Consider the following 13191-nt stretch of genomic DNA (forward strand, 5'->3'; position numbering starts at 1 on the left):
TTAGCAATACCGAATTTTTCGTTGCCCATCCCGCCATTTGGTCGGATGATCAGGGTTGCGGCGCAGCCGCATATCGCAAGCGGCGTGGCCGCGTGCCGGTTCGACGCCGCCGACAAGGGAGGAGAACATGGCGAAATTTCTCTATGTCTATCACGGCTCCGGCAAGATGCCGACCGACGAGGCCGAACGCAAAGCGGCTATGGATGCCTGGACCGGCTGGTACGGCAAGCTCGGCTCGGCCGTGGTCGACGGCGGCAATCCGGTCGGCATGTCCAAGACGGTTCTGCCCAGCGGCAAGGTCGAGAACAATGGCGGCAGCAATCCGACCGCCGGCTACACGATCGTCGAGGCCAAGGACATCGACGATGCCGTCGCCAAAGCCAAAGAGTGCCCGATCCTGATGGACCCGGCCTTCAGCGTCGAGATCGCGCCGATCATCGAGATGATGTGAGGCCGGCGCCTAAGCGGTTCACCGTTTCACGGAAACGGCGAACCGCTCTAACTTTTTGTTTGACGCAATTCCGGGCGGAAAACCGCTCACACTTTTTCTGGAATTGCTTTAGCGCGCGGCGATTGCCGCGGCGGCGCCCGCCATGGTCGTGGCGCTGACGCGGTTGGCGATCTTCATGGCGTGCTTGCTTTTCAGAAGCCGGCGCGCCTGCGAAGCGGCCAGCACCCAGGCTAGGTCGATGACGACCAGCACGACAGCCATTGTCAGCGTCAGCTCGACCCAGCCGACGACGCTGACCGAGGCGAGATCGATGATGGTCGGCAGCAGCGCCAGATAGAACATCATGATCTTCGGGTTGCCGAGCGTCACCGCCATGCCGGCAAAGAACAGTTTCACAGGCGAATCCTCGCGCGGCATCTCGCCTTCCTTGGCCTCCACCGGCGCCGTCCACATCTTGAACGCTAGCCAGGCGAGATAGGCCACGCCAATCCACTTCACGACGACGAAGGCGTAGTGGAAGGTCTGCGCCACTACGGCCAGCCCGAACACCGCCAGCGACAGCCAGATCGCCTCGCCGATCCACATCGCCAGCAGGAAGGGGAAGACGTCGCGGAACCCTTTCGAGATCACCCGCGCCACGAGTGCGGCGATCGATGGGCCGGGCGAACCGGCGGCGACAAAGAGCGCGGCGGCGAAGATCAGCAGCGAGGCGAGATGCATGAGAGCGCTTCCTTTTGAACAGGAACAGACCATACCGGATCGCATCACATTTGGCACGCCTGGCAAGATGCGATCGTTGAGCAAGGAGACAATAGCTAGCAGCGCCGGCGCCGCCCCCTCATCCGCCCTTCGGGCACCTTCTCCCCGTAAACGGGGCGAAGGACGCTCTCATGGCTGCTTTCGTCAGTCGCCGGCGTTGCAGGATAGGCACCAGCATCGCGGCCAGCCCTCTTCTCCCCGTTCACGGGGAGAAGGTGCCGGCAGGCGGATGAGGGGCAGCGCCGACGCCGACAATTGCTGCTCTTGTGCTGCTCTTGCCGTTCCCTTCAGCCTTAGCTACAAGACCCGCCCGACATCCATTTTCGAGCATCACTTTGCCTCAGTAACCGCCGGTCTCGCCAACTCCTCTGAATGCACCGCAGGCGCGGCCATTGGCGCCGCCTGCTCCATTTTCACGTGTTCTTCAGGCGGCGGTTCGAGACCGGTTTGGCATTGCTGAACCGCCGTCGAGTGCTATCGCGCCGACGCTTGATTTCCAGACAACACAGTCTTTCGCCACGCCGTGCCCATGAAGGGCATCTCGGACATTGCCGGCCTGACGGACTTCCCGACGGGAAGGGCCTACCGGCATGTCTTCCACCTTGCGTGTCCTCTGGACGATCGCGCCCGCAATCGCGCCACGACCTTTCATCAACTGCAACCGCTGCGGCGGCTTCAGACCATACAAATGCAGCGAGAAATTCCGCGTCAATGCCAATGGCAAGCGCATCGACGTCTGGCTGATCTATCGCTGCAGCGGCTGCGAAAACTCCTGGAATTTCACCATCCTGGAACGACAAAACCGCCACGATATCGAGCCGGCGCTGCTGGCAGGCTCGAAAGCAACGATCCGGCGCTTGCGCGCCGCTATGCCTTCGATGCCGCCCCGCTGCGCAACCGAGCCGGACGGGTCGAGGAATCTCCCGATGTCACGGTTCGAAAGGAGCCGCTCGACCGAGAGCCGGGACACGCCAACGCCCTCGCGCTCGAGCTTCGGCTGGAGGGGACGACGCCTTTGCGGCTGGACCGCCTGCTTGCCGGCGAGCTCGGCCTTTCGCGGTCAAGACTCCAGGCCCTGGACGACCGAAGGCGACTGACCATGGAACCGGATGGCGCGAAAGCCTTGCGCAAGCCGGTTCGGGACGGCCTGGCGGTGCGCATCGGTCTAGCCGACGAGGCGGATTGCCGCGCCATCCTGTCGGCCGCGTGCCGCTGAAACGAAAGAGGGAGCACACGCTCCCTCTTTTGAACCCTTGGCTGGAAAGCTTACGCCGCGCCCATCACCTTGGCGGCCTTCTCGAAACGCTTGCGCTCGTTCGGGTCGAGATAGAGCTTGCGCAGCCGAATGGTCTTCGGCGTCACCTCGACCAGCTCGTCGTCCTGGATCCAGGCGAGAGCCCGCTCCAGCGTCATGCGGATCGGCGGCGTCAGCTTCACCGCCTCGTCCTTGCCGGCGGCGCGGATGTTGGTGAGCTTCTTGCCCTTGAGCACATTCACTTCGAGGTCGTTGTCGCGCGAATGGATGCCGATGATCATGCCCTGATAGACCTTGACGCCCGGATCGATGATCATCGGGCCGCGGTCTTCCAGATTCCACATGGCGTAGGCGACCGACTCGCCCTGCTCGTTGGAGATCAAGACGCCATTGGTGCGGCCGGGCAGCTCGCCCTTGTAAGGCTCATAGGCGAAGAACAGCCGGTTCATCACCGCGGTGCCGCGCGTGTCGGTCAACAGCTCCGACTGGTAGCCGATCAGGCCGCGCGTCGGCGCATGGAAGACGAGGCGCTGGCGATTGCCGCCGGAAGGACGCAGCTCGACCATCTCGGCCTTGCGCTCCGACATCTTCTGCACGACGACGCCGGCATGCTCCTCGTCGACGTCGATGACGACTTCCTCGACCGGTTCCAGCAATTCGCCGTTCTCGCCCTTCTGCATGACGACGCGCGGCCGCGACACGGCAAGCTCGAAACCCTCGCGGCGCATCGTCTCGATCAGCACCGCAAGCTGCAATTCGCCGCGGCCGGAAACGAAGAAGGAGTCCTTTTCGGCCGATTCCTCGATCTTCAGCGCGACATTGCCCTCGGCCTCGCGCAGCAGGCGGTCGCGGATGACGCGGCTGGTCACCTTGTCGCCCTCGGTGCCGGCAAGCGGGCTGTCGTTGACGAGGAAGGACATGGTGACCGTCGGCGGGTCGATCGGCTGCGCATGCAGCGGCTCGCTCACCTGCGGGTCGCAGAACGTGTCGGCGACGGTGCCTTTCGACAGGCCGGCGATGGCGACGATGTCGCCCGCCTGCGCTTCCTCGATCGGCTGGCGCTCGAGGCCGCGGAAGGCGAGGATTTTCGAGATACGTCCGGCCTCGATCTGCGTGCCGTCGTGATGCAGCACCTTGACCGCCTGGTTGGGCTTCAGCGTGCCGGACTCGATGCGGCCGGTGATGATGCGGCCAAGGAACGGATTGGCTTCCAGGATGGTGCCGATCATGCGGAAGGGACCCGGATGGACGGTCGGCGCCGGCACATGCTTGACGACGAGGTCGAACAGCGGGGCTAGGCCCTGGTCCTTCGGACCTTCGGGGTTTTCCGACACCCAGCCGTCGCGGCCCGACCCGTAGAGGATCGGGAAATCGAGCTGCTCGTCGGTGGCGTCGAGCGCGGCGAAAAGGTCGAACACCTCGTTGACAACCTCGACATGGCGGGCGTCGGGACGGTCTATCTTGTTGATGACGACGATGGGCCGCAAGCCGACCTTAAGCGCCTTGCCGACAACGAACTTGGTCTGGGGCATCGGCCCTTCGGCAGCGTCGACGAGCACGATCGCCGAATCCACCATCGACAGGATGCGCTCCACCTCGCCGCCGAAATCGGCGTGTCCGGGCGTGTCGACGATGTTGATGCGGGTGCCGTGCCAGTCGACCGAGGTCGCCTTGGCCAGGATGGTGATGCCCCGCTCTTTTTCGAGGTCGTTGGAATCCATGGCGCGTTCGGCGACGCGCTGGTTGTCGCGGAAGGCTCCGGACTGTTTCAGAAGCTGATCGACCAGCGTGGTTTTGCCATGGTCGACGTGCGCGATGATCGCGATATTTCGGAGGTTCATTTTTCTGGTCTCGGAAACGTTGCAGGCGGCAGGCTTAACAAGCGCCGCCTTTTTCGGTTGCGCGGCTCATACAAGGTTTTTCGCATTTGCGAAAGGGGAGGCCCGACCCCAAATAATGGTCACTGATTCTTAAACGTCTTGGTGTGAAATGAATCTGTTAACCAAGGCGGAACCTTTGAGGGGCCGGGCGATTTCATGTTCATGACCGATCAGATGTCCAGATTGCGTCCGGTTTTCGCGTGGGCGGCGCTTGGCCTGCTCGTCGCGGCGGGCGCCGCGCAGTCGGCGGCGGCGCTCAGGCAAGCCGATCCGATCTCGCCGCCCGATGCCCAAACGGCGCAGCAGATGTTCGCCGATGCCCCCGACGGCGTCGACCCGATCGTCACCGGCCCGGTCAGCGCCGCCTTCAAGCAGCGCCAGAAGGATGCCAATTGCGACACCGCGGTCTGGCCGAACATTCCGCGCGCTTGTTATCCGGATTGACGCTCTCAATACCGCAAACGTAGCTATCCTTCGCGCCCCCTCTGTCCTACCGGACATCTCCCCCACTTGAGGGAGTTGGCTGTCGCGTTTGATTTCGCCAATCGCCGACGTTGCCGAAGGAGCGAGGCGCCAAAGCTGCTGATCTCCCCCCAAGTGGGGAGATGGCCGGCAGGCCAGAGGGGGGCGCTGTACCGCCGACGGTTTACTTTCACTTCAAGCCGATCGCACCGGGTCCAGCGTCACCTTGTAAAGCTCGTTGTCGTCGCGATCCATCAAGCGCACGGTGAGCTGCTCTGTCGCACCCGAAATATCGACCAGCCCGAAGAACTGCAAGCCTGCCGACGGCGGCAGGTTCTGGCCCTGCTCGGCGGTCGGCGCCTTGATGAATTTCAGCTCCGGCCCGAAGGTCATGTCGAGGTCGTTGGGGCCGAACGTGCCGGCATGGATCGGGCCGGACACGAATTCCCAGAACGGATTGAAATCCTGGAACTGCGCCTTGTCGGGGTTGTAGTAATGCGCCGCCGTGTAGTGCACGTCGGCGGTGAGCCAGACGGTGTTGGTGATGCCGGCAGTCTTGATGAAGCGCAGCACATCGGCGAATTCGAGCTCGCGCCCCTTCGGCTTGCCGTTGTCGTTGTTGCTGACGGCCTCGAAGCCGGCCTTCTTCGCCGCGTAGTCCCAGACGACGAGGCTGAGCGGCATGTCGGCGGCGATGACCTTCCAGGTCGCCTTCGAGTTCGCCAGCTCGCGCTTCAGCCATTTGGATTGCTCCTCGCCGATCATGCGCGACTTCGGCGTCAGCGTTTCATCCAGATTGGCGCCGTTCGGGCCGCGATAGGAGCGCATGTCGAGGAAGAACACGTCGAGCAGCGGCCCATGCGAGATCTTGCGGTAGACGCGGCCCGGCTCCGACGGCTCGTAACGGATGGTGGTCATCTCATGGAAGGCGCGCGCGGCCCTGGCCGCCAGCACATGGATCGACTTTTCCTTGTAGCGGTCGTCCTTGCTGAGGTCCTTCGAGTCCGACCAGTTGTTGAGAACCTCGTGGTCGTCCCATTGGTAGAAGGTCGGACAGATGGCCGAGAGGGCAAGCACATGCTTGTCCATCATGTTGTATTTCCACTGGTCGCGATATTCGTCCAGCGTCTCGGCGACCTTGCGCTTGCCGTCGAGCATGACGACGTTCTTCCACTTGCCGCCGCCGGGCAGGTCGACCTCGTCCTTCAGCGCGCCATCGGCATAGATCGTGTCGCCCGAATGCAGGAAGAAGTCCGGCGTGTGCTTGGCGATGGTCGAATAGGTCTTCATGCCGGTCTCGTCGATGCCCCAGCCCTGGCCGGCGGTGTCGCCTGACCAGGCGAAGCGCACGTCGCGCTTCGAGGACGGCGCGGTGCGGAAACGGCCGACGATCGGCTCGGAGACGGCGTTGATGTCGGACAGGTCGGCCGCGATCATGCGGTAGAAGATGTCCTGGTCGGAGGCGAGATCGGTGAGCAGCCGCTTCACCGTGCAGTCGCTGGCCGGCGACGTATCGAGCGGCGCGAGCCTTGTGGCGTTTGCAAAACTTTCGGTGGTCGACACTTCATACATAACGCGCGCGGGCCGGTCGGTGCGCGTCCACACCATGCCGGACGTGGCGTCGACGTCGCCGGACTGCACGCCATGCGTGAAGGCCGGCCGCTGGCTGGCGCGGGAATAATAGGGCAGCGCCAGACCGGAGGCGCCGACAAGGCCGAAGGCGCTGGCCGAGGTGACGAAAGCGCGGCGGGTAAGGGAAAGCTTGTCCATGGCTGTCTCCGGATGGCTTTGAACGGGACCGCCAAGCTCTCGCCTCATTGTTTCAGGCGTGTCTCGGAACCATGAAGTTTTGATAACAGTCGACAGAACTGCTGATCTCCCCCTTGTGGGGAAGATGGCCGGCAGGCCAGAGGGGGGCGCGAAGGATCGCCAACTTCTCAGGGACGGCCTGTTCGAGCTTCTGGCCGACGGCTTTGATTGGCTGCAATTCAACTGACAAGTCGGCGGGACAGCGCCCCCCTCTGCCCTGCCGGGCATCTCCCCCACAAGGGGTGAGATTGGCAGCTCAAGCCGCCTGCGGCTCCGGCTCGAATGCCAGCTTGGTCGTATTGATCAGCAGCGAGATACAGGCCGCCGCGATGCCCGTCATGCCGGCGATCAGGAAGGCCAGTTCGTAATTGCCCTGCAACTCGCGCATCGTGCCGCCGAAGGCTGCAGCCGCCGCTGCGCCCACTTGGTGGCCGGCGACGATCCAGCCGAACACGATCGGCCCGCTACGGTCGCCGAAGGCTTCGTTGGCGAGCCGGAGCGTCGGCGGCACGGTGGCGATCCAGTCGAGCCCGTAGAGCACGGCGAAGATGATCAGGCTGGTCGCCGAGAAGCCGGAATAAGGCAGATAGATCAGCGACAGGCCGCGCACGGCATAGTAGACGCCGAGCAGCTTGCGCGGATCGAAACGGTCGGTGAGCCAGCCGGACAGGGTGGTGCCGATCAGGTCGAAAATACCCATCATCGACAACAGCCCGGCCGCCTGCACCTCCCCGATGCCCATGTCGCCGCAAAAGGCGATAAGATGCGTGCCGACGAGGCCGTTGGTGGTGAAGCCGCAGACGAAGAAGGTGGCGAAGAGATACCAGAACACCCGTGTGCCGGCGGCGCGGCGCAGCGTGTTCAGCGTATGCGCCAGGAAATTGCCCTGCGATGCGGGCGACACCGGCGGCACGTCGTCGGCATCGGCGCCATAGCGCACCTGACCGATCGAGGCCGGGCGTTCCGGCACCAGCAGAAAGACCAGCGGCACGAGAGCAGCGGTGGCGATCGCGATCGCTATGGCGACTGGCTTCCAACCTCCCGACTGGGCCAGCGAGGCAAGCAGCGGCAAGAACACCAGCAGGCCGGTCGCGCTGGAGGCGGACATCAACCCCATCACCAGGCCGCGATTGGTCTTGAACCAACGGTTGACGATTGTTGCGCCGAGCACGGTCGCGACCGCGCCCGAACCGATGCCTGAAAACACTCCCCAGGTGATCAGCAGATGCCACGGCTTGGTCATCAGCAGGCTGAGCGCGGTGGAGCCCGACATGATCATCAGCGCGGCAAGCAGCGTGCGGCGCAGCCCGATCCGCTCCATCAACGCCGCGGCAAACGGTCCGGTCAGACCATAGAGGAAGATGCCAATCGCGGCAGCCAGCGAGACGATGTCGCGCCGCCAGCCGAAGCTCTCTTCCAGCGGCAGCATCATGACTGACGGCGCTGAACGAAGCCCTGCTGCAATCAAAAGACAAAGAAAGATGACCGCGACAACGACGAAGGCGTAGCGCTGGCCAAACGGACGGGATTGAGCTATCATGTTACTGACCGGTACGTTGCAATGGGATGGCACCATACATACGTACCGGTCAGTAACATTGTCAAGCGAGTCGTCTGCATGCCATCGGACAATAAAATTGAAGCGTCGTTGAACACGGCCCCCGCCCCGAGGGCCGCCGACAAGATTCTCGACGTGGCGCGCGACCTGTTCTACCGCGAGGGCATCAGGGCGATCGGCGTCGACGAGATCGTCAGGCGCGCCGGCGTCACAAAGCCCAGCCTCTATCGCAGTTTCCCGTCCAAGGATGAGCTCGCCGCCTCCTATCTGCGCAAATACGACCTCGAATTCTGGGAGCGCTTCGACGAGGCCGTCGACGCGCATCCCGGCAATCCGCGCGCCCAGATCATCGCTTTCCTGACCCGTGTCGGCAAACGCACGCAAAAGCCGGATTATCGCGGCTGTGGCATGACCAACGCCGCGGTGGAATATCCTGAGCGTGGTCACCCGGCGCGCATCGTCAGCGAGAACAACAAGCAGGAATTGCGCCGGCGCCTGCGCGCCATGGCGACGGCGATGGGCGCAGCCGATTCCGACACGCTGGGCGATGGGCTGCTCCTCCTCATCGAAGGCGCCTATATCAGTGGCCAGCTTTTCGGCCATGGCGGACCGGCGGCGTCGGTCGCCCGCAACGCCGACCTCTTGATCGAAGCCAGCTTGAAGAAATAGCGGACGGCGTTACGCTTCCGGCAGCTCGAAACGGAGTTGCCATCGATGCGTGCCCTTCTGATCCCGCTTGCGCTTGCCGGTTTCTGCCAGGCGGCCCAGGCCGGCGACATCTCCAGCGCCTACACCGATCTCGATTCGAAGAAGGACTGCGTGACCTATGCCCAGGCCGCGGAAGGCGACGGCGACTGGGCGAGCCTCGTCTGCTCAGGCTATCGCGGCTACCCGGTGCTGATCGGCTACGACGACGCGCGCGAATCCGTCTATTATGGCTTTCCGTCCGACGACATGACCGCGGTCTGGGAGAGCTTCACTGCCTTCAACGGCTCAGGCCCGAAAGTGGAATGGCGCATCGAGACCAATGGCGACATCGCCATCCCTTTCGCCGCCATCCATCGCCGCTCGGTCAGCAACCCCGAGGACGACAAGAAATCGACCGACGTGCTGGTCGTCGCCAAGGTCGCGCAACCGGAAGAGCATCAGGGCTGCACCGTCGGCCTGGTTTTGGCCACCGGCAACCCACAGGCCAACGATCAGGCGCGCAAGCTGGCGGATGAGAAAGCCAAGACCTTCGTCTGCGGCAAGGACAAGCGCGAAGTGATCGGCGACGTGCCGCCCTTCGGCCGGGTAGATAACTAGTGGCGCTGCACAGGGCTTTTGAAAGTTTGTCTTGGTGTCGATTTTCCGCCGCCCGTGAAAATCAGCGCAAACGCCGGGGATTGGCTGGAGCCGCCCCAACTTCGTCATTCTATGGCGGAGCAAGGAGCGAAGCGACGCGGCGCAGACCATAGAATCCTGTGTGTTGGTTCTGGTGTATGGTTGAGGTGGGAAGGAGACCGAGTGGATCGTGGTCGTCCTTTCGGACAGGCCGTGGCATGGCCCGGTCCCTTCCCACCGGTGAACCATCAACCTGAACAGTTGCACGGGGCTGTTCGAAGCAGACCCCGCACCACAGGAAGAGGCGTGGACATGATAGCCCAGAACTATGTCGGCTGCGACATCTCCAAGCAGTGGCTCGACTTTTTTGATGAGACAAGCGGCCGTCTTCGGCGCATCGACAACCAGGCCGATGCGATCGCCGCCTATGTGGCAGGCCTTGATCCCAGTCGGGACTTCGTCGTCATGGAGGCGACAGGTGTCCATGACCGGCTGCTGCGCCATGCGCTGGCCAAGGCCGGCGTGCCGTTCTCGCGGCACAACCCGGCGCACACCCACCACTATTCGAAGTCGACGCGCCGGCGCGCCAAGACCGATCCTCTCGATGCCAGGATGCTGAGCGACTATGGCCGTCGCTATAACCCTGAGGCCGAGCCGGCGCCGAGCGAAGAAGTCGAGCGGCTTCAATCGCTTGCCGGCCACCGCGATCATTTGGTCGAGATGCGGGCAGCGCTGAAGAAGCACCTCGCCGAGGCTTTCGAGGAGGCCGTCATTGCCGATCTGGAAGAGACGATCGCCTTCCTCGACACGCGTATCAAGGCGTTCGAGAGCCAGATTGCCGAAGTCATTCGTCAAAACCAGGACACCGCTCGCGACCATGCGCTGATGGTCTCCGTGCCCGGTGTCTCCAATGTCGGCGCGCTCTCTTTGCTGGCGCTCCTGCCCGAGCTCGGCCAGCGCTCACCCAAGGCGAATCGCCGCGCTCGCCGGCCTTGCCCCGTTCGACAACAAGAGCGGCAAGCTCAGCCGCAGGAGCCAGATCCAGGGCGGGCGATCACGCGTGCGTCGCGCCCTCTATATGGCTGCCCTCACCGCCATCAGAACCTGTGAGCGCTTCAAGACCTTCTATACCGCACTTGCTGCCCGCTCAGGGTCCAAGAAACTCGCCATCATCGCCGTCGCAAGGAAGCTCCTGGTCGTCCTCAACGCCATCATGCGCGACAAAACCGCATTCGCGTGAACACAGTTGCCATGCCGTTATGCAGGCGCGCCTCTCACGGTGCAGAATTCTGCTCCGCTGCCGCTCTTGGATCAAGGTAACGGCATGGATTCCAGGGTCTCCGCGACGGAGCTTCGCTCCTGCTCCGCCCTGGAATTACGATCGCGATGGACGTTTCTGCCAATCTCCAACGCATACCGCCTGCCAACGCAAAAACGCAGCCAACCTTTCAAAATCCCTTTGTCGGGAAACCAGCCGCTCTCAACTAACCATTGCGCCAAGTCTGGTTCGGGTTCCCATTCACGGGCCGGCCTAGTAAACCCTTGCGCCATTGCAGCCGGTCTCGGGAGGTTCCGCTTGTCCAGTTCTGTCAGCGTCACGAATGACAACGGCGTGGCGGTGGTCACCATCGACAATCCGCCGGTCAATGCGCTGAGTTTTCATGTCCGCAAGCCGCTCTATGAGGCGCTTGCCGCGCTACGCTACGATCCTGCCGCCAAGGCGATCGTCATAGCCTGCGCCGGGCGCACTTTCGTCGCCGGCGCAGACATCACCGAATTCGGCAAGCCGGTCCAGCAGCCGGAACTACGCGCCATCATCGCCTTGCTTGAAACGATTCCCAAGCCGACAGTTGCCGCCATCCACGGCACGGCGCTCGGCGGCGGGCTGGAACTGGCGCTCGGCTGCCATTTCCGCATCGCCGATCGCGGCGCCAAGCTCGGCCTGCCCGAAGTAAAACTCGGTCTCTTGCCGGGCGGCGGCGCTACGGTGCGGCTGCCGCGCCTTGTGGGCGCCGCGAAGGCGCTCGCCATGATCGTTTCCGGAACGCCGATTTCGGCCGGCGAGGCGAAGGCGGCGGGGCTTGTCGACGCGGTCGTCGACCGCGATCTGCCGGCGGAGGCCGTTCGTTTCGCCCACGAAATGACTAACCGAGGCGGCCCCTTCGTGCCGGTGCGTGAGCGCAAGGACCGCCTCGCCGAGACCGATCTTGCCACCCTCGACGCCCAGGCCGCTGACCTCGCCAGGAAGGCGCGCGGCCTCGAAGCGCCAATCGCCTGCGCCGAGGCCGTGCGCAACGCCATCACCTTGTCTTTCGACGCAGCGCTTGCCGCCGAACGGCAGCTTTTCCAAAAGCTCGTTGCCGGCGATCAGTCGCGCGCGCAGCGGCATCTGTTCTTCGCCGAGCGCGAGGCGGCGAAGGTGCCCGGCAAGGACCTGCAGAAGCGTCGGCTCGAACGCGTCGGCATCATCGGCGCCGGCACGATGGGCGGCGGCATCGCCATGGCCTTCGCCAATGGCGGCCTGCCGGTGACCTTGCTCGAGACCAGCGATGAGGCGCTGGGGCGCGGGCTGGCGACGATCGAGAAGAACTATGCCGTATCGGTCAGCCGCGGTTCTTTGACGGAGGAGGCCAAGCAGAAGCGCCTCGAACTGTTCAAGGGCAGCACCGACTATGCCGACCTTGCCGATTGCGACCTGATCATCGAGGCCGTGTTCGAGGACATGGTCGTCAAGCAGGAGGTGTTCGGCAAGCTCGACACCATCGCCAGGCCCGGCGCCATCCTCGCCACCAACACCTCCTATCTCGACGTGAACGAAATCGCCGCCTCGACGTCACGGCCGCAAGACGTGCTCGGCATGCATTTCTTTTCGCCGGCTAACATCATGAAGCTCCTGGAGATCGTGCGAGCCGAAAAGACCGCGCCCGAGGTGCTGGCGACGGTCACTGATCTCGCCCGGCGCATCGGCAAGGTCGCGGTCGTCGTCGGCGTCTGCCACGGTTTTGTCGGCAACCGGATGCTGTCCGCGCGCGGGGCGGAGAACGAAGCGCTGCTGCTGGAAGGTGCCACCCCTGCCCAGGTCGACAAGGCATTCACCGATTTCGGCTGGCCGATGGGACCGTTCCAGATGGGCGACCTCGCCGGCCTCGACATCGGCTGGCGCAACCGCAAGGCGCGTGGCCAGACGGCGGTGATTGCTGATACGCTGTGCGAACAGGGTCACTTCGGTCAGAAGACCGGAAGTGGGTGGTACCGCTATGAGAGCGGCGCGCGGGAGCCGGTCGCGGACCCGGATGTGGAGGCACTGATCCGCGCCAAGGCGGCGGAGCTTGGAATTGCCCGGCGTGAGATCGGCGCGGAGGAAATCATCGAGCGCACGCTTTATCCCTTGGTCAACGAAGGTGCGCGGATTCTCGAGGAGGGGGTAGCAGCCCGCGCGTCCGACATCGATGTCGTCTGGGTCAACGGCTACGGCTTTCCCATCGGCAAGGGCGGACCGATGTTCTGGGCCGGGCTTGCGGGCGCGGGCAAGATCGTCGAGCGCCTGGAGTATTGGCACCGGCGGACCGGACGGGCGATTTTCGAGCCGGCGCCGGCGTTGAAAAGGTTTGCCGAGACGGGATCGTGGGAGGGCGCGGGCGGCGCCCCGTAACTTCGTCATTCCAGGGCGAAGCGAAGCGTAGACCCTGGAATC

General features: G+C 63.7%; 11 protein-coding genes and 1 pseudogene. 8 read left to right on the forward strand and 4 right to left on the reverse strand.

Translation table 11 applies throughout. The features are described 5' to 3' along the window. Positions 1-127: 127 nt before the first annotated feature. Entirely contained in the window at positions 128-451 is a 324-nt protein-coding gene (locus tag EJ068_RS13680; protein WP_127249856.1) for a YciI family protein, read from the forward strand. Between the two features lie 108 nt (positions 452-559). On the opposite strand, the gene EJ068_RS13685 is transcribed toward EJ068_RS13680, so the two are convergent. Further along, positions 560-1171 (reverse strand): LysE family translocator, encoded by a 612-nt coding sequence (locus EJ068_RS13685; protein WP_127249855.1) that lies wholly within the window; start codon positions 1169-1171, stop codon positions 560-562. A 629-nt stretch (positions 1172-1800) separates the two neighbouring features. On the opposite strand from EJ068_RS13685, the pseudogene EJ068_RS13690 reads away from it, so the two are divergent. Further along, positions 1801-2426, forward strand: a pseudogene (locus tag EJ068_RS13690) (DUF1062 domain-containing protein). Between the two features lie 50 nt (positions 2427-2476). On the opposite strand, the gene typA reads toward EJ068_RS13690, so the two are convergent. Beyond that, positions 2477-4306 carry a translational GTPase TypA gene (gene typA, locus EJ068_RS13695; RefSeq protein ID WP_126063759.1) on the reverse strand — a complete coding sequence of 610 codons (1830 nt, stop codon included), beginning with the start codon at positions 4304-4306 and terminating at the stop codon, positions 2477-2479. A gap of 201 nt (positions 4307-4507) precedes the next feature. Between typA and EJ068_RS13700 the strand changes: the two genes are divergently transcribed. Next, positions 4508-4789 carry a hypothetical protein gene (locus EJ068_RS13700; protein WP_126083653.1) on the forward strand — a complete coding sequence of 94 codons (282 nt, stop codon included), beginning with the start codon at positions 4508-4510 and terminating at the stop codon, positions 4787-4789. Positions 4790-5002: 213 nt separating this feature from the next. Here the strand turns inward: EJ068_RS13700 and EJ068_RS13705 are convergent, their stop codons facing one another. After that, entirely contained in the window at positions 5003-6577 is a 1575-nt protein-coding gene (locus tag EJ068_RS13705; protein WP_127249854.1) for an alkaline phosphatase, read from the reverse strand. A gap of 295 nt (positions 6578-6872) precedes the next feature. Next, positions 6873-8156 carry an MFS transporter gene (locus tag EJ068_RS13710; protein ID WP_127249853.1) on the reverse strand — a complete coding sequence of 428 codons (1284 nt, stop codon included), beginning with the start codon at positions 8154-8156 and terminating at the stop codon, positions 6873-6875. A gap of 78 nt (positions 8157-8234) precedes the next feature. On the opposite strand from EJ068_RS13710, the gene EJ068_RS13715 reads away from it, so the two are divergent. The 5 genes from EJ068_RS13715 (at position 8235) to EJ068_RS13735 (ending at position 13149) form a co-directional block, all read left to right on the forward strand. Then, positions 8235-8843 (forward strand): TetR/AcrR family transcriptional regulator, encoded by a 609-nt coding sequence (locus EJ068_RS13715; protein WP_127249852.1) that lies wholly within the window; start codon positions 8235-8237, stop codon positions 8841-8843. A 45-nt stretch (positions 8844-8888) separates the two neighbouring features. Further along, entirely contained in the window at positions 8889-9479 is a 591-nt protein-coding gene (locus EJ068_RS13720) for a hypothetical protein (protein WP_129554593.1), read from the forward strand. 330 nt (positions 9480-9809) lie between these two features. After that, positions 9810-10607 carry a transposase gene (locus EJ068_RS13725; protein WP_189512638.1) on the forward strand — a complete coding sequence of 266 codons (798 nt, stop codon included), beginning with the start codon at positions 9810-9812 and terminating at the stop codon, positions 10605-10607. Continuing rightward, a complete protein-coding gene (locus tag EJ068_RS32625) occupies positions 10576-10737 on the forward strand; it encodes a hypothetical protein (RefSeq protein WP_189512684.1) in 162 nt (53 codons plus the stop codon). The genes EJ068_RS13725 and EJ068_RS32625 overlap by 32 nt, the downstream gene beginning before the upstream one ends. A 336-nt stretch (positions 10738-11073) precedes the next feature. After that, positions 11074-13149 carry a 3-hydroxyacyl-CoA dehydrogenase NAD-binding domain-containing protein gene (locus tag EJ068_RS13735; protein ID WP_127386311.1) on the forward strand — a complete coding sequence of 692 codons (2076 nt, stop codon included), beginning with the start codon at positions 11074-11076 and terminating at the stop codon, positions 13147-13149. Positions 13150-13191: the final 42 nt, after the last annotated feature.

Origin of the sequence: Mesorhizobium sp. M2A.F.Ca.ET.043.02.1.1, from assembly GCF_003952405.1 — a bacterium.
In the GTDB taxonomy this organism is placed as follows: domain Bacteria; phylum Pseudomonadota; class Alphaproteobacteria; order Rhizobiales; family Rhizobiaceae; genus Mesorhizobium.